This window comes from Arthrobacter sp. NPDC093139, from assembly GCF_044754165.1.
Lineage (GTDB): Bacteria > Actinomycetota > Actinomycetes > Actinomycetales > Micrococcaceae > Arthrobacter.
This window is the reverse complement of the sequence record NZ_JBIVOO010000005.1, coordinates 295,521-319,026: the sequence shown is the minus strand read 5'-3', so window position 1 is coordinate 319,026 and position 23,506 is coordinate 295,521. Positions and strand designations below refer to the sequence as shown.

Annotated in this window: 22 protein-coding genes and 1 tRNA gene; 8 read left to right on the top strand and 15 right to left on the bottom strand. The window is 65.4% G+C overall.

Annotation, left to right across the window (positions count from 1 at the left end):
• Window positions 1-43: 43 nt before the first annotated feature.
• From ACIP90_RS11145 to ACIP90_RS11135, 3 genes are all read right to left on the bottom strand, one after another.
• Entirely contained in the window at window positions 44-421 is a 378-nt protein-coding gene (locus ACIP90_RS11145) for a sterol carrier family protein (RefSeq protein WP_400579367.1), read from the bottom strand.
• 50 nt (window positions 422-471) lie between these two features.
• Complete coding sequence (locus ACIP90_RS11140; protein WP_400579366.1) at window positions 472-1,488, bottom strand: asparaginase; 1,017 nt, start codon at window positions 1,486-1,488, stop codon at window positions 472-474.
• Window positions 1,489-1,568: 80 nt separating this feature from the next.
• Window positions 1,569-3,146, bottom strand: a complete 1,578-nt coding sequence (locus ACIP90_RS11135) for a molybdopterin-dependent oxidoreductase (RefSeq protein WP_400579365.1) — start codon at window positions 3,144-3,146, stop codon at window positions 1,569-1,571.
• Between the two features lie 127 nt (window positions 3,147-3,273).
• Here ACIP90_RS11135 and purD point away from each other — a divergent pair, with 127 nt between their 5' ends.
• Window positions 3,274-4,593, top strand: coding sequence for a phosphoribosylamine--glycine ligase (gene purD, locus ACIP90_RS11130; RefSeq protein ID WP_400579387.1), 1,320 nt, complete (start codon window positions 3,274-3,276; stop codon window positions 4,591-4,593).
• Window positions 4,590-5,546 carry a phosphoribosylaminoimidazolesuccinocarboxamide synthase gene (locus tag ACIP90_RS11125; RefSeq protein WP_400579364.1) on the top strand — a complete coding sequence of 319 codons (957 nt, stop codon included), beginning with the start codon at window positions 4,590-4,592 and terminating at the stop codon, window positions 5,544-5,546. Before purD ends, ACIP90_RS11125 begins: the two co-directional genes overlap by 4 nt.
• Here ACIP90_RS11125 and ACIP90_RS11120 read toward each other — a convergent pair.
• Window positions 5,543-6,805, bottom strand: a complete 1,263-nt coding sequence (locus ACIP90_RS11120) for a helix-turn-helix domain-containing protein (protein ID WP_400579386.1) — start codon at window positions 6,803-6,805, stop codon at window positions 5,543-5,545. The two genes, ACIP90_RS11125 and ACIP90_RS11120, sit on opposite strands and share 4 nt — an antisense overlap.
• 129 nt (window positions 6,806-6,934) lie before the next feature.
• Here ACIP90_RS11120 and ACIP90_RS11115 point away from each other — a divergent pair, with 129 nt between their 5' ends.
• The gene (locus ACIP90_RS11115) at window positions 6,935-7,129 is read left to right on the top strand and encodes a hypothetical protein (RefSeq protein WP_400579363.1); all 195 of its coding nucleotides are present in this window, start codon (window positions 6,935-6,937) and stop codon (window positions 7,127-7,129) included.
• Window positions 7,130-7,285: 156 nt separating this feature from the next.
• Complete coding sequence (locus tag ACIP90_RS11110) at window positions 7,286-7,630, top strand: hypothetical protein (RefSeq protein ID WP_400579362.1); 345 nt, start codon at window positions 7,286-7,288, stop codon at window positions 7,628-7,630.
• A 65-nt stretch (window positions 7,631-7,695) separates the two neighbouring features.
• On the opposite strand, the gene ACIP90_RS11105 is transcribed toward ACIP90_RS11110, so the two are convergent.
• From ACIP90_RS11105 to ACIP90_RS11085, 5 genes are all read right to left on the bottom strand, one after another.
• Window positions 7,696-7,772 (bottom strand) — tRNA-Pro (locus tag ACIP90_RS11105).
• Between the two features lie 88 nt (window positions 7,773-7,860).
• Entirely contained in the window at window positions 7,861-9,744 is a 1,884-nt protein-coding gene (locus ACIP90_RS11100; RefSeq protein WP_400579361.1) for an ABC transporter ATP-binding protein, read from the bottom strand.
• On the bottom strand, window positions 9,741-11,564 hold the full coding sequence (locus ACIP90_RS11095) for an ABC transporter ATP-binding protein (RefSeq protein ID WP_400579360.1): 1,824 nt from the start codon (window positions 11,562-11,564) through the stop codon (window positions 9,741-9,743). The genes ACIP90_RS11100 and ACIP90_RS11095 overlap by 4 nt, the downstream gene beginning before the upstream one ends.
• 143 nt (window positions 11,565-11,707) lie before the next feature.
• Complete coding sequence (locus ACIP90_RS11090) at window positions 11,708-12,655, bottom strand: metallophosphoesterase (RefSeq protein ID WP_400579359.1); 948 nt, start codon at window positions 12,653-12,655, stop codon at window positions 11,708-11,710.
• Window positions 12,656-12,657: 2 nt separating this feature from the next.
• Window positions 12,658-15,003, bottom strand: a complete 2,346-nt coding sequence (locus ACIP90_RS11085) for a transglycosylase domain-containing protein (RefSeq protein WP_400579358.1) — start codon at window positions 15,001-15,003, stop codon at window positions 12,658-12,660.
• 37 nt (window positions 15,004-15,040) lie between these two features.
• Between ACIP90_RS11085 and ACIP90_RS11080 the strand changes: the two genes are divergently transcribed.
• Genes ACIP90_RS11080 through ACIP90_RS11070 form a run of 3 tightly spaced genes read left to right on the top strand, consistent with a single transcriptional unit; the run spans window position 15,041 to window position 16,658 of the window.
• Complete coding sequence (locus ACIP90_RS11080; protein WP_205652420.1) at window positions 15,041-15,196, top strand: DUF4177 domain-containing protein; 156 nt, start codon at window positions 15,041-15,043, stop codon at window positions 15,194-15,196.
• A gap of 1 nt (window position 15,197) precedes the next feature.
• Window positions 15,198-15,731 carry a RidA family protein gene (locus ACIP90_RS11075; protein WP_400579357.1) on the top strand — a complete coding sequence of 178 codons (534 nt, stop codon included), beginning with the start codon at window positions 15,198-15,200 and terminating at the stop codon, window positions 15,729-15,731.
• A 15-nt stretch (window positions 15,732-15,746) separates the two neighbouring features.
• Window positions 15,747-16,658 carry an NUDIX hydrolase gene (locus ACIP90_RS11070; protein WP_400579355.1) on the top strand — a complete coding sequence of 304 codons (912 nt, stop codon included), beginning with the start codon at window positions 15,747-15,749 and terminating at the stop codon, window positions 16,656-16,658.
• 106 nt (window positions 16,659-16,764) lie between these two features.
• Here the strand turns inward: ACIP90_RS11070 and ACIP90_RS11065 are convergent, their stop codons facing one another.
• Window positions 16,765-17,442 (bottom strand): Crp/Fnr family transcriptional regulator, encoded by a 678-nt coding sequence (locus ACIP90_RS11065; protein ID WP_205652417.1) that lies wholly within the window; start codon window positions 17,440-17,442, stop codon window positions 16,765-16,767.
• A gap of 193 nt (window positions 17,443-17,635) precedes the next feature.
• Between ACIP90_RS11065 and ACIP90_RS11060 the strand changes: the two genes are divergently transcribed.
• Window positions 17,636-18,820: a MarP family serine protease gene (locus tag ACIP90_RS11060; protein WP_400579354.1), complete on the top strand. Its 1,185-nt coding sequence runs from the start codon at window positions 17,636-17,638 to the stop codon at window positions 18,818-18,820.
• A 39-nt stretch (window positions 18,821-18,859) separates the two neighbouring features.
• Here the strand turns inward: ACIP90_RS11060 and aroQ are convergent, their stop codons facing one another.
• From aroQ to galE, 5 genes are read right to left on the bottom strand one after another with little or no spacing between them, the layout of a single operon-like run.
• The gene (gene aroQ / locus ACIP90_RS11055; protein ID WP_400579353.1) at window positions 18,860-19,336 is read right to left on the bottom strand and encodes a type II 3-dehydroquinate dehydratase; all 477 of its coding nucleotides are present in this window, start codon (window positions 19,334-19,336) and stop codon (window positions 18,860-18,862) included.
• A gap of 43 nt (window positions 19,337-19,379) precedes the next feature.
• On the bottom strand, window positions 19,380-20,273 hold the full coding sequence (locus ACIP90_RS11050; protein ID WP_400579352.1) for a carbohydrate ABC transporter permease: 894 nt from the start codon (window positions 20,271-20,273) through the stop codon (window positions 19,380-19,382).
• On the bottom strand, window positions 20,273-21,136 hold the full coding sequence (locus ACIP90_RS11045; protein ID WP_400579351.1) for a carbohydrate ABC transporter permease: 864 nt from the start codon (window positions 21,134-21,136) through the stop codon (window positions 20,273-20,275). The genes ACIP90_RS11050 and ACIP90_RS11045 overlap by 1 nt, the downstream gene beginning before the upstream one ends.
• A complete protein-coding gene (locus ACIP90_RS11040; protein ID WP_400579350.1) occupies window positions 21,133-22,416 on the bottom strand; it encodes an ABC transporter substrate-binding protein in 1,284 nt (427 codons plus the stop codon). The genes ACIP90_RS11045 and ACIP90_RS11040 overlap by 4 nt, the downstream gene beginning before the upstream one ends.
• Window positions 22,417-22,438: 22 nt before the next feature.
• Window positions 22,439-23,452, bottom strand: a complete 1,014-nt coding sequence (galE, locus tag ACIP90_RS11035) for a UDP-glucose 4-epimerase GalE (RefSeq protein ID WP_400579349.1) — start codon at window positions 23,450-23,452, stop codon at window positions 22,439-22,441.
• Window positions 23,453-23,506 lie beyond the last annotated feature (54 nt).

The window sequence follows — 23,506 nt, the reverse complement described above, 5'->3', positions numbered from 1 at the left end:
CATCGGCGCCCGGCTCTCGCATGTGCATAGGCCACCCGCCGGTTCAGAGCGGCAGCAGCGTCGAGAGGTCCGCGCGGAGCCCGGAGGCCGCGACGCGCCCGGTGTCCACTGCATCCGCCCAACTCAGCGTCCCGGCCACCATCGCCAGCCAGGTTGCGGCGTCGCACTCGATGACGTTCGGGGGAGTGCCGCGCGTGTGGCGAGGGCCTTCCACGCACTGCGTGACGCCGAACGGCGGAACCCTGACCTCCACGGAATTGCCGGGCGCCCGTGCGGTGACCTCCTCGAGGGAGTATCGCACCGCCGTCGCGATCACTGTGCGCGGAACCGCAGCGCCCGACGACGGCTGGCTGGCTTCCAGCCACTCCGCCAGTGCCGCTTTGCCGGCTTCGATATCAATTCTGCGACGCGCAACCGCCATCGCCGCCTCCTTTGGTGCTGAGGGCCTTTGGTGCTGTAGGGAACAGCGGACTAGTCAAGCAGGGCCGACACGGCGTGGCCCAGCCGGATCTTGCCTACCGGACGTCCGCCCCCGAGGACCGGCTCAACCACCTTCTCCAACACGCTGGAGACCCCGGGGATGTCCACCGCGCCCACTGCGGCCAGGAGGGTCAGTCCCACAAGGGACGTAGCCCGCAGGTTGCCGTCCAGCACCTTCACGGCGGCCGAGACACCCTGCGGCGTGGCCAGGACGAGCACGCCCTCGGCGCCGATCTTGGCTATGACGTCCAGTTCTTCCATGACGATGGTGTTGGCCTCGCCTTTGCCCTGGACGGCCCACGGATAGTCCAGCATGGACGTGGCGATTGTAGCGGCGCGGGCGTTGGAGTTCTTGTCGCTTGGCGCCTTCCCGAGCCGGGAGTAGGCCCGGGCCAGGCCCGTCAGGGAAATGGCGGCCACTGGGGCGCCGCAGCCGTCGATGCCGAGGTGGGCGATCTTCTCCTCCGAGTATTCCTCGATGACGGAGCGGACGCGCTGCTGCAGGGGGTGGTTGGGTTCGAGGTAACTGTGGGTGTCCCAGCCGTTCTCCGTGCACGCCCACAGGAAGGCGGCGTGCTTGCCGGAGCAGTTGAAAGCCAACCGGGACTTGCCCTTTTCGGAGCGGGTGAGCCAGGTCCGGGCCGTCTCATCCTGCGGCCAGGCCTCCGGGCACTGCAACTGGCTCTCCTTGACGCCGGCTGCCTTGAGCATTCCTTCTACGACGTCCATATGGTCCAGGGACCCGGTGTGGCTGGCACAGGCGACCGCCACCTGGGCGCCGCGCAGGGGGACACCCGACTGCATGGACGCCAGCGCCTGCAGCGGCTTGAGCGTGGACCTGGCCAGAATCGGCGTGGTGATGTCTCCGAGTTCCGTCACGATGTTGCCGTCCCCGGCGAGGACCACTGCAGCCCCGATGTGCCGGGACTCAATGAAGCCGCTCCGTTCAATGACCGCGAGTTCGACGGCGGACTCCACAGTGAACGTGGCATGGGGATTTAGGGGCATGGCCCCAGTCTATGGTGCCGGGCTGGCATTCCCTTCGAAGCCATTCCGGCTGTCCTTCACAGTCATGGCCCCCCTCGGTGCTACTCGACAGTGACCATGACGGACTGCCACCCGGAGGCGCCGTCCGGCACGGGATCGGCGCGCTTTTCGGTCTGCACTTCGCCGGTGCCGTCCGTTGCGCGCACCTTGATGTAGTGGGCTCCCGGCGTGGCATCCCACGCGAAGGACCACTGCCGCCACGTCACTACCGACGCTTCCTCGGAAAGGGCCGCCGGCGCCCAGTCGCCGCCGTCGATCTGGACCTCGACCTTCGCGATGCCGCGGGTCTGTGCCCAGGCCGTGCCCCCGACCGCCACCCGCCCGGCCTTGACCACGGCGAAGGACTTCGGCACCTCCACGCGGGCCATGGTTTTGATGGGGCCGCGTTCGGACCAGCCGCGCTGCGTCCAGTACGCCTTGCTGTCAGCGAAGCGGGTGACTTCGAGGTCCACCACCCACTTGGTCGCGGATACGAAGCCGTACAGCCCGGGAACCACCATGCGAACGGGGTAGCCGTGTTCGAGCGGCAGCGGCTCGCCGTTCATGCCGATGGCCAGCATGGCGTCGCGGTTGTCCTGCAGGACTTCCAGCGGAGTCGAGGCGCTGAACCCGTCGATCGAGGTGGACAGGACCATGTCCGCCCCATCCCTGGGGCGGGCCCGGTTGAGGACGTCGCGGACGGGCAGCCCGAGCCATTTCGCGTTTCCGGCGAGGTTGCCGCCCACCGGGTTGGAGACACAGGTGAGGGTCACATGGGACTCGATCAGGTCGGCGTCGAGCAGGTCCTGGAATGTGAGCCTGATTTCCTGCTCCACCAGGCCGTGCACCCGGAGCTCCCAGTCGTCCACATTGATCTCCGGCACGCTCAAGGCGGTGTCGATCCGGTAGAAGTCCCCGTTGGGCGTCAGCCACGGCGTGACGCCCGGCGTGGCGGACTGCAGGCCGGCCGGAAGGGCAGGGGCAGCCCGCGCCGGGACTGGCAGCCGCAGCGCTTCCCGGGCCCGGGCGACGTTGCTGCGGGCGGTGCTGAGCAGCCTGCCGCCGGCGGCGGCGATGCCTGCGGCAGCCGCAGCCACTCCGGTGGCGGCGAAGAAGGCCCGCCGGGATGTGGCCGGCCGTTCGGGCTCCTTCGCTGCGGCTCCGGCGGGGGCATCGGGAAATGGCTGCATCCGCCACAGCCGGGAGGCCAGTTGCCGCAGGACCACCAGCCCGGCGAGCGTTCCCAGCAGGGTGGGAATGGCATCGACCGGCGCCACGCCGGCCCGGGTCACCACGCTCGCCACCATCACCGCACCCATCAGCAGCACCCCGGCCACGCCCAGCGCCCACCTCCGATATGCCGCCACACCCAACATGCATGCGAGCACGAAGATGGTCAGGGCCATGCCCGCGAACAGGGCCGCCTTGTCGTTGGTGCCGAACGTGGCAATCGCAAAGTCCTTCAGCCATGGCGGGGTGAAGTCGATGAAGGTGGAGCCCAACGCGAGCAAGGGCATCGCACGGGCCGTAAAGAACGCTCCCGTCAGCTCCGCAACGGACAGCACGACGGCGGCCGCCGCCACTCCGGCCAGCGCCGCCAGAGCGGTTGGGCCCTTGAGCCACTTCATCAGCTTCTTCATGCCTTGGGTTCGTAGCGGCGGGCCTCCTGGATTGTTCCGGTGCCATTCAGATGCGGCAGGAGTGCCCCAGAGCCTTCCACGACATAGCTTAGGAGCCCGGGGTGTCCACAAAGTACGCTTGGAGACTGTGAAGGTACTCGTCATTGGCCCCGGTGGCCGCGAACACGCCATTGTCCGTTCCCTGCTTGCAGACCCCAATGTCTCCGAAGTCCACGCGGCTCCGGGCAATGCCGGCATCAGCAGGCTCGTCCCCACGCACGCCATTGACGGGAACGATCCGGATGCCGTCGCGGCGCTGGCCACCCGGCTCGACGTCGACCTGGTGGTTGTTGGACCCGAGGCTCCGCTCGCCGCCGGTGTTTCCGACGCCGTCCGCGCCGCGGGCATCCCCGTGTTCGGGCCCAGCAAGGCGGCCGCCCAGCTGGAAGCCTCCAAAGCCTTCGCCAAACAGATTATGGCGGAGGCCGGGGTCCCTACAGCGATGGCGCTCGTGGCAGGCAATGCGGAGGAAGCCGCAGCTGCCCTTGACACCTTCGGTGCCCCGTACGTCGTGAAGGACGACGGCCTGGCCGCCGGCAAGGGCGTGGTGGTCACGAACAACCGCGACGACGCCCTGGCCCACGCCCAGAGCTGCTTCGACGCCGGCGGAACAGTGGTGATCGAGGAGTTCCTGGACGGCCCCGAGGTCTCGGTGTTTGTCCTGTGCGACGGCCGCAATACTGTTGCACTCTCGCCGGCTCAGGACTTCAAGCGCATCTACGACAACGACGAAGGCCCCAACACCGGCGGCATGGGCGCCTACACCCCGCTCGAATGGGCACCCGAGGGCCTGGTCCAGGAAGTCATCGACCGCGTAGCCCAGCCGACCATTACCGAGATGGCCCGCCGCGGTACGCCGTTCGTCGGCGTCCTGTTCGTCGGCCTCGCACTGACCTCCCGCGGCACCCGCGTCATCGAGTTCAACGTCCGCTTCGGCGATCCCGAGACCCAGGCGGTGCTGGCCCGGCTCAAGACCCCGCTCGGTTCCCTCCTCCTCGCAGCCGCCAAGGGCGAACTGGACAAGGCAGAGGAGCTGCGCTGGTCCAAGGAGACCGCCGTCGCCGTCGTCGTGGCCTCCGAAAACTATCCTGACACCCCCCGCACGGGCGACCGCATCCGCGGCCTCAAAAAGATCGACGAGCTCGACGGTGTCCACGTGATCCACGCCGGAACCAAGCTGGACGACGAAGGCAAGGTGGTCTCCGCCGGTGGCCGCGTCCTCGCGGTGGTGGCGCTCGGCTCCGATCTCGTGGAAGCCCGGGAAAAGGCGTACGACGGCGTGGAACTGGTCCAGCTGGAAGGCGCCCAGTTCCGCCGGGACATCGGCGGCAAGGCAGCCCGCGGTGAAATCAAGCTGGCCGGCAGCTCCGCTGCCCAGACCGAATCCGCCCCGAAAGCAAAGGCATGACCGTGGCTGAATCCCAGAACAACGCCGGTGGTCCCAAGCGCGGACTGGCCACCGCAACCCTGGACCTTCCGGGCTGGACGCACGTCTATTCCGGCAAGGTCCGCGACCTGTACGAACCCGCGGACCCGTCGATCAATGACCAGTATGGTCAGGACTGCGTGCTCGTGGTGGCCAGTGACCGCATCAGCGCCTTTGACCACGTGCTCAGCAGCGAGATCCCGGATAAGGGCCGCATCCTGACCCAGCTGAGCCTGTGGTGGTTCGACCAGCTGGACGTTGAGCACCATGTGCTGGCATCGACCGTGGCGGACGGCGTGCCCGCCGCCGTGGAAGGCCGCGGCATGATCTGCAAGAAGCTGGAGATGTTCCCGGTGGAATGCATCGCGCGGGGCTACCTCACCGGCTCCGGCCTGGCGGAGTATCGGGAGTCCGGCACCGTGTGCAGCATTCCGCTGCCCGAAGGGCTCGTGGACGGGTCCCGCCTCGAAAAGGCGATCTTCACGCCGTCGGCCAAGGCAGCCGTGGGGGAGCACGATGAAAACATCACCTATGACGCCGTCGTGTCCATGGTGGGCGACGACATTGCGGGCCGACTCAGCGAGCTGACCCTGGCGATCTACACCAGGGCCGAGGAGATTGCCCGCGAACGCGGCATCATCCTTGCCGACACCAAGGTGGAGTTTGGCTACGACGTGGTGAACGGCAGCATCACGCTGGGCGACGAGGTCCTCACTCCGGATTCCTCGCGGTTCTGGGATGCCTCCACGTACAAGCCGGGCCGGGCCCAGCCGTCATACGACAAACAGTATGTCCGTGACTGGCTGACCTCGGCCGAGTCCGGCTGGGACAAGGCAGCCAACACGCCTCCGCCTGCTCTGCCCGCGGACGTCGTGGAGCGCACCCGGGACCGCTATGTTGAGGCCTACGAAAGGCTTACCGGCCGGACGTTCTAGCTGGCTTCGGATGCCTCGGCGCGGCGCTGCGCCAGCCTGATCTCGAGCATGGCGTCCAGGGCCTGCTGCACGCGGTCCTGGGCGCCTGCGGCGCTGAACTCCTTCTGGGCTTCCTGCAGGAGCGCCAGCGCTTCCTCTGATTCGCCGGCCGCCTTCAGCGACTTGCCCAGCAGGAGGGAGACCTCGCCGGCAGTGTGCTTGGCGAGTGCGGAGCGCTCCGCGTGGATCTCGCGCAGCTTCTGCACGGCGGCCACGATGTCGCCGGTGAGGTAGAGCCAGCGTGCACGGATGAAGGCCACCTCGAGCTGGTCGGTCTTGTTGCCGCCCACGATGGACAGCGCAAGTTCGGCGCGTTCTATGGCGGACAGCGTTTCCGGTTCCACGATCCCGGACGAGAGCCGGACGGCGGCAGAGGCCTTGTTAAAGCGGGCCCAAAGATCGATGTCGTTCGCGGGCGACAGCAGCTTGGCCGCGCGTTCGTGGTGCCTGATGCCCTCGGTGTAGTCGTGGCGCATGAACGCGACGTTCCCGATGACCCAGGCCACCTCGCCGGCCAGTTGTGACATGGACTGCTCATCCATCTGCTCGTTCATGTCCTGGCAGTACGTCCAGGCTTCATCCAGCCGCCCGCTCTCGGCGAGTGCACCAATCAGGGCGCGGAGCGCGCCGATGATCAGCGTGGAACCCTTGGGCAGCTGGGCGCACAGTTCCACGGCCCGCTGGGCGTGCTCGACGGCGGCGGTGAGCTGGCCCTGTCCGTGGCACAACGCGGCGAGCATCTGGCGGGCGCGCACGCCCAGGCCCGCGGACTCGGTGGCCATGGGGTGCTCCAGCAGATGCTCCATGATCTTCTGGCATTCCTTGAGCTGGCCCTGCTTCATGAGGCACTCTGCCTGCATGTAGGTCATGTTCCACCACGCGCTGGTGTTCCTGCCTTCAAGTGCGATCCGGGCAGCCGCGGCGGCATGTTCGGCGGCCAGGGCATAATCACGCAGGTCCCAGGCCTGCCGGGCGTAGAGGCCGGCGAGAACGTACTCGGCGTCGCTGACTGAGATAGGCTGGCTCCAGGCCTCAAGCGCTTTCGGTGCCAGCTCAAGCCGGCGGGCGAGCTCCTCGATGACGTCCGCTGTCGGTTCCCGGCGACCGGTTTCCAGCAGCGAGATATAGCTTGGAGAGTAAAGGTCCTTGCCCAGTTCCGCCTGGGTCAGACCACGCTCGAGCCGCTCTGCTCGGAGCTTCTCTCCGAAACCGTTCCCCACGGGATCCTCCTCATTCCGGACAGCGTTGTACACCATGGTTGACAGCCCCTGTGGAAAACATTTTACAATGTATGTCAACAAGGACTGTGCTGACTAAGTAACGAATCCGACTCGTATTGAGGAACTCACATGTTTAAGAAGATTGCAGCCGCTGCCGCGCTGGCAGGGGCACTCGCATTCTCCGCCACGGCTCCGGCCGTTCTGTCTGCCGGTTCTACCACTGACAACGCGGGCACAGCCGTTGCCATTGGGAACTGGCCCGATCCGATGAGCTTCGACGGCGCGAACTACATGACGATCGGCAATTGGCCCGATCCGATGTAACAAGGCTTCCTCAGGAAACCTGGCTCCGGGACATGCGCGAACCATGTCCCGGAGCCATTTTCTTTTTGCCGTTACACTGCACGCAGCATCGAACTGATCCATTGGACTCCATCAGACAGACTCATCGAACTGCTCCATCGAAGAAGGGCGTGCACCATGAAACGACAGAGGACCAACGGGCTGCAGCGGGCGTACTTCCTCTGGACCGTCGCCGGCACCTCGCTCATCGTGGCCGCGGTTGCCGGGACATCGGTCCTCGGCGTGCTGAGCGGTACGGCCGACGCCGGATCATTCGTTTGGGGGATCATTGGCATTGCGGCGCTGCTGGAGGCGCTGGTGCTTTTCGCGATCGGCCTGCGGTTGCGCCACCGCTATGTGAACACTGTCCAGAGCTACGAGAGCCGTGGCAACTACCTGGAGGACCGTGGCACAGACCGCCCCCGGATCCCACTGCTGGGAGACGGACAGGCACGGCCCAACATCACCAACCAGGAACTCTGAACCGGCGGGCCGCCTAAAGGCACAGATGCGAAAAGAGGGCCTCCCGTGGGAGACCCTCTTTCTTTTGGTCGGGATGACAGGATTTGAACCTGCGACCTCTTCGTCCCGAACGAAGCGCGCTACCAAGCTGCGCTACATCCCGATCCGCTGCGAAAGCAACTCAACAAGAATACCGGATGGGAGGGGCACATGCGAAATCGTGGCCGTACCCGCCACGAGAAACACCGATCTCACACCAGCGAGTCCTTCCACGCACCGTGAAGCCGGGCAAAGCGGCCTCCGCCGCCGATCAATTCCTCCGGCGTGCCGTCCTCCACCACACGGCCGTCGTGGACCACGAGCACCCTGTCCGCGGTCTCCACGGTGGACAGCCGGTGCGCGATGATGAGCGCGGTCCGCCGCCCACCGTTGTGTGCCATCCCGCCGTCGTGTTCTGTACCGCCGTCATGTTCCGTGGCGCCGTAGTGTCCACCCCGCAGCAGCCTGGCCAGGCCGCTCTGCACCAGGCGCTCCGAAGGGATGTCCAGCGCGGACGTGGCCTCATCGAGGATCAGCACGGCGGGCCGGGCCAGGAAGGCGCGGGCGAAGCTGATCAGCTGCCGTTGCCCCGACGACACGCGGCCGCCGCGTTTGTTGACGTCGGTGTCGTAGCCTTCCGGAAGTTCCAGGATGAACTTGTGGGCGCCCACGGCCTTGGCGGCTGCCTCGATTTCTTCCCTTGACGCGTCCGGCCGGCCGAGTGCGATGTTGTCCGCCACGGAGCCGCTGAAAAGGAACGCCTCCTGCGTGACCATCACAATGTTCCGCCGCAGATCCGCGGTGCTGAGTTGCCGCAGGTCCACGCCGTCGAGCGAGACTGAGCCGGAGGAGACATCGTAGAAGCGGGCGATGAGCTTGGCCAGGGTGGATTTGCCCGCGCCGGTTTGCCCCACGAGTGCCACCGTTTGGCCCGCCGGGATGCTGAGGTTGAGTCTGGGGATGACGAGCGGGCCGCTGCCGTACCGGAACTCCACATCCTTGAACTCAAGGGTGCCGCGCGCCTCAGGCAGGTCCACCGCGTTCCGGGGCGGGCGGACCGTGGGCACCTCCTCGAGCAGGCCGGACACCTTCTCAAGCGCCGCCTGCGCGCTTTGGAAGGAGTTGTAGAACATGGCCATCTGGTCCACGGGCTGGAAGAAGCGCTTGGCGGACAGCATCAGCGCCAGCAGCACGCCCACGGCGAGGTCACCGCTGAGTACGCGGAAGCCGCCGAAGAGCAGTACCGCGGCCACGCAAACATTGCCGATCAGCACCAGCCCCGGCTGGAAGACGCCGTTCAGGTTGATGGACCGGACGGTCGCCTTACGGTACTCCTCGGCAAGTTCCCCGTACTGGGCGGCGTTGTCGCGTTCCTTCCGGAATGCCTTGACCGCGCGGATTCCGGTCATGGTTTCCACGAAGTGCACGATCAGCCGGGCAGACACCACGCGGGATTCCCGGAATGCGATCTGCGAGTGCTTCTGGTACCAGCGGGCCAGGAAGAACATCGGGACGCCGGCAGCGAGCACCATCAGCCCGCTCCTCCAGTCGAGGGCAAAGACCGTGACGGCAGTGAGGAGCATGAAGATCAGGCCGGATGCCAGGGAGCTGACTCCGGAATCGAGGAGTTCGCGGAGGGCCTCCAGATCTGACGTCTGCCGCGCGATGATCCGGCCAGAGGTGTACTTTTCGTGGAACTCGAGGCTGAGCCGCTGGGTGTGCCGGAACACCCGGAGACGCAGGTCCAGCAGCATGGCCTGGCTGAGTTTCGCCGTAGATGTCACGTAGAGGGCGGTGAGGCCTGCGGTCGCCAGTGCCGCCGCGAGGTAGGCGACGCCGGTCATTACGAGCGGGACGTTGTCGCCGGCGCGCAGCGCCGGAAGTGCGTGGTCGATGCCGAAGGCGATCAGCGCAGGTCCGGCGACGCGCGCCGCCTGGGAGAGGACCACCGTGGCGATGGTGAGCCAGAAACGTAACCGGACCGGCCGGATCAGCGACGCCAGTAAGGCGAGCGACCGCCGTCGTACGGCTTTGCTGTCGCTCCTGCTCAGGTGGGCGTTGTCCTCGTTGGCTGTGCCGAACGCTGTGGTGCTCACGGGATGGCCTCCTCGGCGTCGTCCAGGGCGGACAGTTCGGTGTCGAGGTCCCGGGGCTCAGTCTCCAGGCTGGCAATGACGTACCGGTAATGATGGTTGGCCGCCAGCAGTCCGGCATGTGTTCCGACGGCGGTGATGCGTCCGTCCTCGAGCAGCGCCACCCGGTCGGCCAGCATGACGGTGGAGGGACGGTGCGCGACAATCAGTGTCGTTGTGCCGGCCAAGACCTCCCGCAGGCGGTTCTCCACCAGTTCCTCGGTGTTGACGTCCAGGGCGGACAGCGGATCGTCCAGCACGAGGACTTTGGGCTTGGCCGCGATGGCCCGTGCCAGGGCGATGCGCTGCCGCTGTCCGCCCGACAGGCTCAGTCCCTCGTCGCCGATCAGGGTATCCACGCCGTCCGGCAGGGAATAGGCGAAGTGCGCCTGGGCGGTGTCCAGGGCTTCGTCCAGGACGGCTTCCGGGCCGTCGTCGCCGGCGCTTCTTGATCGGACGCCGAGCAACACGTTGTCCCGGATGGAATTGGAGAAGAGGGTGGTGTCCTCGAAAGCAACGCCCACCACGCCGCGCAGCTCCTCGACGCTGAAGTCGCGCAGGTCCACGCCGTCGATCGTGATGGACCCCTGGGTGACGTCATAGAGGCGCGGAACAAGCTGCAGCAGGGCACTCTTGCCGCTCCCGGTGACGCCCACCAGCGCCATGGTTTCGCCGGGGCGGATGTCCAGGCTGACGTCTTTGAGGATGGGTTTGTCCGGGGCGTCCTCGAAGGCGAAGGTGACGTTGTGGAAGGCCAGGGCGCCGTTCAGCTCTGCAGGCCGCGCGGGATTGGCCGGGCTGGTGATGGTGTTCTCGGCGTCCATGACCTCAAAGTGGCGGTCCAGTGCGCTTTTCGCCGTCAGCGCCATGGCCAGCAGCATTCCGGAGAACTCCACGGGTGCTGCGATGACGGCCGCCGTGGCGAAGAAGGCAACGAGCGCGCCGATGCTGAGCTGGCCGTCGGCCGCCAGGAGGATACCCACCACCAGCCCGGTGCCGAGGGCCAGCTCGGGCAGGAGGGTGACCACCATGCTGAACGTGGCCTGATGCCTGGCCTTGGCGATCTCGGTCTGGCGGAGTTCTTCGGCCTGGCCGTTGAACGTTTCCAGCGCCTCGCGGCTCCTGCCGAATGCCTTCAGTACCCGGATGCCGTGGACTGATTCCTCCACTGTGGTGGCGAGGTCGCCGGCCTGGTCCTGGCTGCGCCGGGCAACCTTGCTGAAGCGGGTCCGGAAACGGAAGCCGTAAATCATGATGGGCACCGCCGCAGCCAGGAAGATCAGCGCCAGCTGCCAGCTCATGGCGAACATGACGGCGACGCCGATGACCACAGTCAATGTAGTGACAACCAGCATGATCGCCCCAAAGGCCATCCAGCGCCGCAGGAGGTTCAGGTCCGTCATGGCGCGGGAGAGCAGTTGCCCTGAGCCCCACCGGTCGTGGAAGGAGACGGTGAGGTCCTGCAGATGGCTGTACAACGAAACCCGCATCCGCGTTTCGACTGTCGTGGCCGGGTTGATGACGAACGTCCGGCGGAGCGCGACGAGCCCGGCCTCGGCGATCCCCAGGACGAGGATGACGCCGGCGGAGGACCACACCGCCTCCGCAGTGGCGCCGGGCCGGAGCGATTCATTGATCAGCACCCGCAGCACTTGCGGGATGGTGAGGGCCACCACGCTGGCCAGGAGAGCGCACAGCAGCCCCATGAACAGCCGGGGGAGAATCGGCTTCACATGGGGATAGAGCCGGCTGACGGATCTGAAAAACGAAGTCTGCTTAGCCATGCCCGCTTCTCGAACTCAGGTGCGTATGTAGTGTCCCGTAGCAACTACCCTATGCTACGGGTCGCGCGGTTCACACGGCACGCCGAACGTCAGACGGAGTCAAAATCAGGTGGCGCCGCAGGCGCCCATTCACGTGAGCCTGCTCAGGCGCGGGCCGTCAGCGTCAGCAGGACAGCCTCGGGTTTGCAGGCGATCCTGACGGGAGCGAAGCGTGAGGTGCCGATGCCGCCCGAGACGTTGACCGGCGTCGTATGTCCGTTGCTGTGCCAGTCGTGCAGCCCCTTGGCCCGCCACGTCGGAATGTCGCAGTTGGCAATGACCGCACCGTAGCCGGGTATGCAGAGCTGACCGCCATGGGTGTGGCCGGCGAGGAGGAGATCGGCGCCGTCCTCCGTGAAGTGATCCAGCACGCGCTGGTACGGGGCATGGATCACAGCCACGCGCAGGTGGGCGTTGGAGTCCTGGCCCCTGGTGCCCCTGGGCCAGCCCGCATACCGTTCACGCTTCAGGTGGGGGTCGTCCACGCCCGAGAAATCGAACCGCATGCCCCTGAGCACAACAGACTGGTGGCGGTTGGTCAGGTCCACCCAGCCGCCCATGCCAAAGCCGGAGCGGAGCCGCGGCCAGTCCAGCTCCTCCGCATCCCGCTTGAGCGTGGACGGCCCCCGCAGGTACGACGCCGGGTTCCTTAGCTTGGGAGCATAGTAATCGTTCGAGCCCGGGACGAAGACGCCCGGAAACTCCATGAGCGGCTCCAAGGCAGTGAGCAGCGGATCCACGGCCTTGGGGTGGCTCAGGTTGTCGCCCGTGTTAACGACGAGGTCCGGCTTCAGCTCGGCAAGCGACCGGAGCCATTCCCACTTTGCCCTCTGCCCCGGAACAAAGTGGATGTCGCTCAGATGAAGGATCCGGAACGGGTCCTGGCCCTCAGGCAGGATGGGAAGCGTTTCGTTCCGCAACACAAACTGGTTCTTCTCCCAGAGGCCGTAGCCTGTGGCGGCAAGGCCCACGGCGGTTCCGGCTGCGGCAGTGACGGCAAAGCCGCGCGCGATGCCTCGCGCGCGGCTTGCCAGCTGTGTTGTATCAATCAACGTCAGTCATTCCCCTTTTTACCGGAGTCATTACCGCCGGAGCCGCCGGTACCGCTGGAGGGTTCCGGTTTGCTGGGCGGTTCCTGAATGCTCGGCGGCTGTGGATTGATCGGCTGTGGATTGATCGGCGGCTGCGGAATGTTCTGGACCGGCGGCTGGTACTGGGGGGCCCCGTAGAGCAGGTTGGACGGTGGTTCCGGGAAGGGCTCGGTGCCATAAGCCGGTGCAATCTGGGCCATGAACTGCGAGAACATCGGGCCGGCGATCATATAACCGTCAATACCGGTGTAGAACTTGCCGTTCACTGTGACATTCTGACCTGCCCTGTCCTGCGCTCCCAGCGCATCACCGAACCAGGAGGCGGTGGCAAGGCCCGTGGTGTGGCCGACAACCCAGGTGGAACCGTTGTTGTTGGACGTACCGGTCTTCGCCGCAATCGGGAAGTTGGTGTCAGTGGAGATCCTGGGCTGGATGAGTGAACCGGATCCCTCGTTCAGGACCTTCTGGAGCGCGTAGTTCACACCGCGGGCAACCTCCGGCTTAAGGGCGTCCCGGCACTGTGTCGACTGTGCCGGGAGCTGTGCACCCGTCTGGTCGGTCACCGAGGTGACGGCGATCGGGGCGCAGTACTTGCCGTCATTGGCGAACGTGGCAAAGGCGCTGGCCATGGTCAGCGGGGCCGTCTGCGTGGAACCCAGCAGGTTGCCAAGCGTGGTCATGGTGACCTTGGGATTCGCGTCAACGACGGCGTTCGTATCCTTGTCGCGCAGCGGAAGGCCGCCATGGAGCCCGACGGCGTCCACGATCTTCTGGATGCCGCACAGGTCAACCTGCGCAGCCGAGGCGAAGGTGGCCGTGTTGATCGAGTTCTTCAGGCCGTCCAGCACCGTCATCGGGCGGTAATAGCCCTCTTCGGCGTTCTGGAGGTCATCGGTGCCGTTGGTGCTGTCATACCATCCGACGGTAGGCGTGGGGCAGGTGTTCCGCCACGGGAAGTCCTGGCTGTAGCGGCGCTGGGAGGCATTGACGATGGTGTTCATCGACTTGCCCTCCTCCAGCCACTGGGCAAACGTGAACGGTTTCATCGTCGAGCCGGGCTGGGCGCCACCGAGGCCGTTCAGGTCATTGCCCTTGTCGTCATACTGGTCAACGCTGAAGTTGATCTGGCTGTCGAACTTCCCCTTGCCGGGAAACCACGAGGTGTTCTGGGCCATGTTGGTGATCTTGCCGGTCTTCGGCTCCACGGAGACGAGGGCGGCGCCCCACTTGTCCGGGTTGGAGCCGGCGGCAGCGTTGACCTGGTCCTGCGCGGCCTTCTGCGCCTTCGGGTCCAGGGTGGTCTTGATGGTCAGGCCGCCGCGGAAGATCTTCTTTTCACGTTCCTCGGGGTCCGCACCGTAGGCCGGGTTGTTGAGGAGCAGGTGCAGGACGTAGTCACAGAAGTACGGAGCGATCGTCGAATAGGCGCAGCCTTGGCGGGCCGGAGTGATCTTGGGCTTGACCGGGGTGGCTACGGCGGCGGAGTGCTGCGCCTTGGTGATCTTGCCCTGGCCGAGCATGACGTTCAGCACGAGGTCGCGGCGGGCCTTGGCGTTCTCCGGGTTGGAGATGGGGTCGAACGCGGAGGGGCTGTTGACGAGGCCCGCGAGCAGCGCTGCCTGGGGGAGCGTCAGGTCCTTCGCGGTGGTGCTGAAGAAAAATTTCGACGCGGCTTCGATGCCGTAGGCGTCACGGTTGAAGAACACGATGTTGAGGTAGCCCTCAAGGATCTGGTCCTTGGTGAACTTCTTTTCCAGGGCGATGGCGAGCTTCATCTCTCGAAGCTTGTCGCCCACGCCCTTGTTAACGCCGTTGAGCTTGATCGCGTCGGAGTTGCCTTCCGCTTCAAGATTGGCGTTGAGGACGTTGTTGACATACTGCTGCGTGATGGTGGAAGCACCCTGTTTGTTGCCGCGGGCCGTGCTGACGAGGGCACGGAGGATGCCTGTCGTGTCCACGCCGCCGTGCTCGTAGAACCGGCTGTCCTCAATGGCGATCACCGCGTCCTTCATATACGGGGAGATCTGCTCCAGCGGAACACGGGTGCGGTTTTCCGCGTACAGGTTGGCGATCACGCTCCCGTCAGCGGCGAGGACCTTGGTCGACTGGCTGGGCGGGTCCACCTGCAGCTCCGCCGGGAGAGTGTCGAAAAAGTCGATCGAACTGCTCGCCGAGCTGCCTGAAACGGCGGCCGCCGGAACCAGCAGGCCGGCCACCAGGACGCCGCAAATAGCGCTCACGCCAAGGAAAGCAAAGATCTTTCCGAGGGTAGTGGCCGTGTCGAATATGGGGTTCCTACGAGTCACCATGTTCTCCAGTTTACCGGCAAGGACTAGGCTGGAGTTCATGACCAAATGGGAGTACGCAACGATTCCGCTCATCATCCATGCCACGAAGCAGATTCTGGACCAGTGGGGAGAGGACGGCTGGGAGCTTGTCCAGGTTGTCCCCGGCCCCGAAGGCAACGGCCTGGTGGCCTACTTGAAGAGGGAGAAGCAGTAGCATGACAACTCCTCAGGAAACCGCTTCCGGCGCCGCAGCGGCGCCGACTTCCGCCGTCGAGCAGCGGCTCGCCGAGCTTGGCATTACGCTCCCGCAGGTGGCCGCTCCGGTGGCCGCCTACGTTCCTGCCGTCATTTCCGGCAGCCACGTTTACACGTCCGGGCAGTTGCCGTTTATTGACGGCAAACTCCCAGCTGCGGGCAAGGTTGCGGCGGGCAACGAAGGCACCTCGGACGAGCCCACGGTGTCCCCGGAGGACGCCAAGGAGTACGCCGCCGTCTGTGCCGTCAACGCCCTGGCCGCCGTCAAGAGCGTCATCGGCGACCTCGACCGCATCACCCGGATCGTCAAAGTTGTGGGCTTCGTCTCCTCGGACCCCTCCTTCACCGGCCAGCCGGGCGTGATCAACGGCGCCTCAGAACTCCTCGGCCGTGTCCTCGGTGACGCGGGGCAGCACGCCCGTTCCGCCGTCGGCGTTTCAGTCCTGCCGCTCGACTCACCCGTTGAGGTCGAACTGATCGCGGAATTCAGCTAAGGCACGGTAGTTTCCTTGCCGCAGCTAGCACGCCGCCTCTTTGCCCTTCCGCCCGAACTCGAAGGGGCGGCGCGAAGCTGGCTTGAACAGGGAGAGCGGACGCCCCGCGCGGCGCGCTTCGCCTCCTCAGTGGTCCTGCTGCGCGATTCGCCCAACGGCCTGGAGACCTGGCTGGGCTACCGGCCCGGGTCTTCGCCGCTGGGCGTCCTCGCCTTTCCCGGCGGGTCCCTGGATGCGTCCGACGACGACGCGCTCGGCTGGCTGGGCCCCTCGCCCCAGCATTGGGCCGAGCAGATGGGAACGGACGACGTCGGGCTGGCGCGCCGCCACGTTGTGGGCGCCATCCGTGAGCTGTTTGAAGAAACCGGCGTGCTCCTGGCCGGGCAGGACGTGTCCTCCACCGTTGAAGGCACAGCCACGCCCGAGTGGATGAAAGTGCGCGAAGCGGTTGCCTCGCAGGAAAAGTCCTTCACGGAGGTGCTGGCCCAGCGCGGGCTGTCCCTGCGCACGGACCTGCTCAAGCCGCTGGTGAACTGGCTCAGCCCGGACTTCGCACACCACCGCTTCAACACCCGCTACTTCGCCGCGACAGTCCCGATGAACCAGCAGCCCACGCTTCTGGAGAGCAAGGGTGTGTGGGGCAGGTGGGTGTGTGCCGCAAACATCATCGCCGAACGCGAGACCAGCGCACTCGGTGATGAAGTCGGCCAGGAAAACACCGTGGGGCTGACCCTCGGGCAGCTCATGGTGCCGGGCTCTGAAATCATGCTCGAGAAAATGGCGGCCGCAACCGGCTGCATCGCCTATCTCAGCTACAAGCGCACGCCGCACGTCTACCAGCCGAGGCTCGTTGAGGAAGACGGAAGGCTCATGCTGGAAGTCGAAGCCGCGAAGACGGTGGCCCACGAGCCCCAGCGTGAGCGGTAAAACTTCCCTGCAGCCTGAGGACACGCAAAAGGCCCCACGACACCCATATTTGGATGTCCCGGGCCTTTTCGGTGTCCTAGGAGCCTTTGCGCGTCCTCAGCATCTCTTAGCGGGAGCGCTGGCGGAGGCGCTGCATGTCCAGGATGACGACGGCGCGGGCCTCGAGGCGGAGCCAGCCGCGCTGGACGAACTCGGCCAGGGCCTTGTTCACCGTTTCACGGGAGGCGCCGACCAGCTGGGCCAATTCTTCCTGCGTGAGCTCGTGCGCTACCAGGACGCCGTCCGTGGCGGGGCGGCCGAAGCGGTCGGCCAGGTCCAGGAGCGCCTTGGCCACGCGGCCGGGAACGTCCGAGAAGACAAGGTCGGACAGGGAGTCGTTGGTGCGGCGCAGGCGGCGGGCCAGGGCCTGCAGCAGCTGCGCCGAAACTTCGGGGCGGGTGCGCAGCAGTGAGTTCAGGCTCTCGTTCCGGAGCCCGGCCAGGCGGGTCTCGGAGACAGCCGTGGCAGTGGCCGTGCGGGGGCTGGGATCGAAGAGTGCCATCTCGCCGAAGAGCTCGCCCGGGCCGAGGATCGCGAGCAGGGATTCGCGGCCGTCGGGGGAGGTGCGGCCGAGCTTTACCTTGCCGGAGACAATGAAGTAGAGCTGGTCACCCTGGTCGCCTTCACGGAAAACCGATGCCCCGCGCGACAGGTCAACCTCTGTGAGCTCGTCCGTCAGCAGGCGGAAAGCCTCGTCGTCCAGGGTGGCGAAAAGGGGCGCGCGGCGCAATACCTCGATGTCCATGAATTCTCCTGATTAAAATGTGTCGGCTGGGGCGCTTGTGCCATTGTTTCAGAATTTTTACGGATCTGTGGCGTACTTGGCAGCAGAACCGGGCCCATAAGGCGTCCGGAGCCCATGAAGGTCACGGGCCGCCCACGGCAAACTGTCAGATTCCGCCAGTACAATCGGGCGTAGCTGGCTGTAAGGAGACCCGTTGTTTGGCCTGACCGTTCTGGACCTTGCGTTGATACTAACGCTCCTGTCCTACCTGATTTACGGCCTGCGCAACGGCTTCCTGGTGACAGTCGGCGGGATAGCCGGCTTCGCGGCGGGCGCCGTGGCTGCCTTCCTTTCCGTGCCTGTGGTCAGCGACCTCGTCGAGGACAGCAGTTGGCGGCTCACGGCAATCATCGCCACCGCCATAGTGCTTGTGGTGCTGGGCAACGCCCTGGGCACAACCATCGGCCGCAGCATTCGCAGCGCCGTCCGTCTGAAGCCGCTGCGCGCGGTGGACCGGATGGTGGGCGGTGCCGTGAACGTCGTGGTGGCGGCACTCGTCATGTCGATGCTGGCCTTCAGCATCGGCGCCCTGGGTGTGCCGTTCGTTTCCCAGCAGCTGGCTGACTCCAGGGTCATCCGGTTCATTGACGGCATGACCCCCAACCCCGTCAAAGCCACCATGGCGCAGCTGCGCTCGGCGGTGATCGGCGACCGCATTCCCCGGCTGATTGAGGGCATCGGACAGCCGCAGCGGGTTCCAGTTCCGGATGCCAGCACCGATACCCCTGCCCTGAATCGCGCGGCCGGGTCGGTGCTGAAGATCGCCGGCACCGCGTTCCAGTGCGGCCAGAACCAGACGGGGACCGGATTCGTCGTCTCGCCGGGGAGGGTGGTCACAAACGCGCATGTCGTTGCGGGCGTGTCGCAGCCGGTCGTTGAGGTGCCGGGCGGGGGCGCGATGCCCGGCCGCGTGGTGTACTTCGACGGCAAACGGGATCTGGCGGTGCTCGCCGTCGACGGCCTGCCCAGCGCCGCCCTGCCGCTGAGCCCGGATCTTCCCGCCGGCACCGCCGCCGCCTTTGCCGGCTATCCCCACGGCGGCCCCTTCCAGTCGAAGCCGGCCACCGTCCAAGGCATTTCAACCGTGCTGGTGCCCGACATTTACGGCGACAATCCGGTTCCGGACGAGGTGTACAAGCTTGCGGGCGACATTCAGCCGGGCAACTCCGGCGGGCCGCTGCTGACCGCCGGCGGTGCAGTGGCCGGCGTGATCTTCGCCAAGACCACCTCCGACGCTGCGCTCGGGTTCGCCATCCCCATGATCGACCTGCGCCCGGTGGCCGCCCAGGCGCCGGAACTCACCAACGCTGTGTCATCGGGGCAGTGCATCCAGCACTGACGGCGCATCCAGCAGTAGCGGCGCCTTTGCCTGGGCTGGTCAGGCCTTGCCGGCATTCAGGTCGGCGAGGTACTCAACGGCAAAGCGGTAGCCCATGACTCCGGCTCCAGCGATGACGGCCTTGCTGATATCCGAGAGATAGGAATGGTGCCTGAACTCCTCCCGGGCGTGCACGTTCGTGATGTGGACTTCCACAGCGGGCACCTGCACCGCCGAGATGGCGTCCCGGATGGCCACCGACGTGTGGGTGTAGGCGCCGGCGTTGAGCACGATGCCGATTGCCTTGCCCCGCGCAGCATGGATCGCGTCCACGAGGGCGCCTTCATGGTTGGACTGGAAACACTCCACGTCCAGCCCGTGCGCCGCGCCGGCATCCTTGGCGAGCTGTTCGACGTCGGCAAGGGTTGCCGTGCCATACTTCTCCGGCTCGCGGGTGCCGAGGAGATTGAGGTTGGGGCCGTTGAGGACAAGGATCGTTCCGCGGCCGGCTGCGCTGGCGGGAGGGTCTTCAGTCATGGGTGCAAATCTATCGCGCGTTCGGGTTTGGTGCTGGATAATGTCACTTGATCGAGCCGCGCATGACACCTGAGATCACCCAGCGCTGTGCGAACAGGTAGACCAGCAGCAGGGGTGCCAGGGCCATCAGGTAGGACGCAAAGCCCACGGTGTAGTTGGTGTTGAACTGGCTCTGGAACACATACTGGGCAAGTGGCAGTGTGCGCGTCCCGGGATCCGAGAGGATGACGAGGGGCAGCAGGAAGTCGTTCCAGGCCCAAAGACATGTCAGGATCCCTACGGTGGCGTTCATCGGCGTGAGCAGCGGGAAGATGATGCGGCGGAAGATGCCCCAGGTGGAGGCGCCGTCCATGGTTGCTGCTTCCTCCAGTTCGCGCGGGATGGAGCGGATGAAGGCCGTGTAGACGAACACGTTGAAGCTGAGCCCGTAGACCGTGTACAGCAGGAACAGTCCCACCGGGTTGTCCAGGCCCAGGAGAGCAGTTTCCTTGGTGGCGGGCAGCATGATGATCGGAAACGGCACAAACAGCGCGGCGACGAAGAAGTAGTAGAGGAACCTGAAGAAGCGCTTATGCAGGTTCCGTGCGATGGCGTAGGCCACCAGGGAGTTGGACAGGATGGTTAAGACCACCGCGCCCACCGTCACGATTGCGGAGTTCAGCAGGGCGCGCGGGAAGTTGGTCAGGTTCCATGCGTCGGCAAAGTTCTGCAGCCGGACGCGGCTGGGCCACTCGAAGCCGGAGCCGCCCAGCTGGTCCGGCGTCTTGAGCGCGGTGACCACCGTCAGGTACAGCGGGATGAGCACCGTCAGTGCCAGGACCGCGGCCAGGGCCGTCAGCGGCCAGTTCACGCCGTCGAGCCGCCGGCCGCGCCGCCGCGGGCCGCGGGACCTTCTGACGGTTCGGGCTGATGCTGCCGTCTCGGTTGTGGTGGTCATTAGAAGTCCGCCTCTTTGCGCTGGAGCGTCCGGAGCTGGATCACGGACACGGCCACGATCACCAGCAGGTAAACAACGGAGTTGGCCATCTGGTAGCCGTACTCGCCGCCCTGGAAGCCGCCGCGGAAAATCACCATGGCGACGGATTCGGTCGCGGTGCCGGGACCGCCGCCGGTCAGGGCGACAATCTGGTCGAAGGCCTGCAGGAAGCCCTTAAGGGCCAGCACCATGTTGATGGTGAAGAACGCCCCGATCATCGGAAAGGTGATGGAGCTGAACTGCCGCCAGTAGCCGGCACCGTCCAAGCCCGCCGCCTCGTACAGCTCCGCGGGGATGGTCTGCAGTCCGGCCAGGTACAGGATGGTGCTGAACGCGATGGATTGCCAGGCCGAGACCGTCACGACGCCCAGCCAGGCGAGATCCTTGTTGGCCAGGATCGAGGTGGAGAGCCAGTCGATTCCCAGCGACTGGCCCAGCAGGGGGAGGGAGTTGGAGAAGATGAAATTGAAGACGTAGCCAATGATGAGGATCGCCAGAACATTCGGGATGAAGAAGATGCCGCGGAACGCGGTGCGGAATTTGATCCTGGCGTTGAGCAGCATGGCGATTCCGAGGGCCAGCACATTGACGACCACCGTCGTCGTGATCGCGAACAGGAAGGTGAACCCGTAGGAGGCCAGGACGCGGTCGTCCCTGAACAGGCTGACGTAGTTCTGAAGGCCAACGAAGTCCCATTTTCCGTAGCCGGCGTAGTCCGTGAGGCTGAAGAACATGCCTGTGATCACGGGAACGGTGTGCAGGGTGACGAAGAGCAGCAGCGCGGGAACAGCCATCCAGTAGAAGGCCTTGGTGGAGTGCGTCACTCCTGGTCACCTCGCTTCGGCGTGCGGGCGGCAATTTTGAACCATTCGTTGTCCAGGCTGTTCAGGAACCGCGCTTTGTCTCCGTCAAGGACGAACTGCTGCGTGATGTTGACCAGTGGAATGCTGGGTGGCAGCCGGTGGTCCATGTAGCCATCAACCTTGCCGGCGGTGAAGTAGGGGGCCATACCCTTGAGGGCCGGGTCCTGTTGCGGCGCAGCTGACCTGATGGGGGCGAAGGCGCTTTGGATTTTGGCGTACCTGTCAATCACTACCTTATTCATCAGGAAGGCGATGAATTTCTGCGCTTCAGCCCGGTGGGGAGTGTCCCTGCCCATCGCCAGCGCGACGTCGACACCGGACACCACCGTGGTCCTGGCGGGATCATTCGTGGCGGGATAGGGGAACGAAGCGATTTTGGCGTCCGGGTTCGCCGCTCGGATGGCCGGCACTGCGAAGCTGCCGTTGAGGTACATCGCGGCCTTGCCGTCGGCGAAGGCCTTGTTGCCTGTCGCGTAATCTGCCCCGATCGCGCCCGGCTGGGCGTACCTGAAGAGCTGGAGCAACTTGTCGGCGATCTCCTGGTAATCCTTGGTGAAGGACACCGGGCTGTTGTCCCTGTCGGCACCGGCCGCGTTCAGCCGGTCAAAGAATCCCTCCGGCTGCAGCTGGGCAGCAAGGTTCACCAGCGCCGGGGAGGTGGTCCAGGCGTCTTTGAGTGTCATGTAAAAAGGTGCGATCCCATTGGCCTTGAACGTTTCGGCCGCCGCTATGAGCCCATCCCAGGTCCGGGGAACGGAAACACCGTATTGTGCGAAGAGTTCGGGGTTGTACAGGATGCCGCTGGCATTGTTCGCCATGGGAAGCCCGTTGATCTCCGAGCCGTTGCAGCGCCCGTTGGCGTTGAGAATGTCCTGCACCGCTGGAAGCACCTCCGGCGCCGAGGGTTCCTGGCTGAGGTCGGCGAACACGCAGGCCTCGGCGAGGAGGCCGAAGCTGGCGTTTCCGTTGAGGGTCAGCACATCCGGTGTCTTGTTTTTCACCAGGAGTGTCCGGATGGCGGTGTCCGGATCCGGGACGTTGTCCTGGAGCACCCGGATGCCGGGGTTCGCGGCTTCGAACTCCTCGATGAGAGCGGCGAATTCCTGTACCGCTTCGGGCTTGAACTGGAAGAAGCGGAGCGTGACTTCGTTCTCTGCCGGCGGCGCGGCACAGCTGGCAAGCAACGCCGCGGCAAGCGCGGCGGTCAGGGCTTTGGCAGTGTGACTGCGCGGGGTGATCATGGGATTCTCCGTCGCTGCGGTCCTAGCCGGTGTACCCGTTGGGGTTGTTTTTCTGCCAGCGCCAGTGGTCCTCGCACATCTGGTCTACGGTCTTGGTGGTGGACCAGCTGAGGTCGGCAAGGGCGGACGTGGCATCAGCCCAGAACGCGGGAAGGTCACCGGCGCGCCGTGCCGTGATCTCGTAGGGGATGGGCCGGCCCACTGCCTTTTCGAAGGACCGCAGGACTTCCAGCACCGAGGAGCCTCTGCCGGAGCCGAGGTTCCAGCGGAACACACCGGCGCGGTCGGCCACGTGGTCGAGGGCGGCGACATGGCCTTCGGCAAGGTCCACCACGTGGATGTAGTCGCGCAGGCAGGTACCGTCCGGCGTGTCGTAGTCGCCGCCGAAGACCATCAGCTTCTCGCGGCGCCCGACGGCAACCTGGGCAATAAAGGGCACCAGGTTATTGGGTATGCCCTGCGGGTCCTCGCCGATGTGGCCCGAGGGGTGTGCGCCTACCGGATTGAAGTAGCGCAGCAACGCAATGTGCCAACGGGGGTCCGAGTCGCCGAGGTCCGAGAGGATGTCCTCGATCTGCTCCTTGGTCCTGCCATAGGGGTTGTTGGCGCCGATCTCCATTTTTTCGACATAGGGGACCGGATTGTGTTCCCCATATACGGTGGCCGATGAACTGAACACGAGGGAGCGGACGTCGTGCCGCTCCATGACCCGAACGAGGTTGAGCGTGCCGACGAGGTTGTTGTAGTAGTACCTGAGGGGTTCGCGGACAGATTCACCGACCGCCTTCAGGCCGGCGAAGTGGATGACGGCGTCGATGCCGCGGGCGACAAACACTCTTTCCACTGCGGCTTCGTCCACCAGGTCCACGGCGTGGAACTCGGGGGTCTTCCCGCTGAGCCGGGCTACGCGGCGCATCGATTCCTCACTGGAGTTCACCAGATTGTCGATCACCACCACGTCGTGGCCGGCTTCCTGCAGGGAAAGGACGGTGTGGGAACCGATGTACCCGGTGCCCCCTGTAACCAGAATTCTCATGTGCGTTCCTCTGGATAAGCGCGGGCCGCCCCGCCGTCCCGCTTACTCCGGAGA

What these genes read in the sequence shown, in the direction of transcription:
- ACIP90_RS11040 (WP_400579350.1), bottom strand. Translation starts at nt 22,416, where the DNA reads ATGATCACCCCGCGCAGTCACACTGCCAAAGCCCTGACCGCCGCGCTT.
- ACIP90_RS11080 (WP_205652420.1), top strand. Translation starts at nt 15,041, where the DNA reads ATGACCAAATGGGAGTACGCAACGATTCCGCTCATCATCCATGCCACG.
- ACIP90_RS11135 (WP_400579365.1), bottom strand. Translation starts at nt 3,146, where the DNA reads ATGAAGAAGCTGATGAAGTGGCTCAAGGGCCCAACCGCTCTGGCGGCG.
- ACIP90_RS11075 (WP_400579357.1), top strand. Translation starts at nt 15,198, where the DNA reads ATGACAACTCCTCAGGAAACCGCTTCCGGCGCCGCAGCGGCGCCGACT.
- galE (WP_400579349.1), bottom strand. Translation starts at nt 23,452, where the DNA reads ATGAGAATTCTGGTTACAGGGGGCACCGGGTACATCGGTTCCCACACC.
- aroQ (WP_400579353.1), bottom strand. Translation starts at nt 19,336, where the DNA reads ATGACTGAAGACCCTCCCGCCAGCGCAGCCGGCCGCGGAACGATCCTT.
- ACIP90_RS11125 (WP_400579364.1), top strand. Translation starts at nt 4,590, where the DNA reads ATGACCGTGGCTGAATCCCAGAACAACGCCGGTGGTCCCAAGCGCGGA.
- ACIP90_RS11145 (WP_400579367.1), bottom strand. Translation starts at nt 421, where the DNA reads ATGGCGGTTGCGCGTCGCAGAATTGATATCGAAGCCGGCAAAGCGGCA.
- ACIP90_RS11140 (WP_400579366.1), bottom strand. Translation starts at nt 1,488, where the DNA reads ATGCCCCTAAATCCCCATGCCACGTTCACTGTGGAGTCCGCCGTCGAA.
- ACIP90_RS11095 (WP_400579360.1), bottom strand. Translation starts at nt 11,564, where the DNA reads ATGGCTAAGCAGACTTCGTTTTTCAGATCCGTCAGCCGGCTCTATCCC.
- ACIP90_RS11115 (WP_400579363.1), top strand. Translation starts at nt 6,935, where the DNA reads ATGTTTAAGAAGATTGCAGCCGCTGCCGCGCTGGCAGGGGCACTCGCA.
- ACIP90_RS11110 (WP_400579362.1), top strand. Translation starts at nt 7,286, where the DNA reads ATGAAACGACAGAGGACCAACGGGCTGCAGCGGGCGTACTTCCTCTGG.
- ACIP90_RS11085 (WP_400579358.1), bottom strand. Translation starts at nt 15,003, where the DNA reads ATGGTGACTCGTAGGAACCCCATATTCGACACGGCCACTACCCTCGGA.
- ACIP90_RS11050 (WP_400579352.1), bottom strand. Translation starts at nt 20,273, where the DNA reads ATGACCACCACAACCGAGACGGCAGCATCAGCCCGAACCGTCAGAAGG.
- ACIP90_RS11065 (WP_205652417.1), bottom strand. Translation starts at nt 17,442, where the DNA reads ATGGACATCGAGGTATTGCGCCGCGCGCCCCTTTTCGCCACCCTGGAC.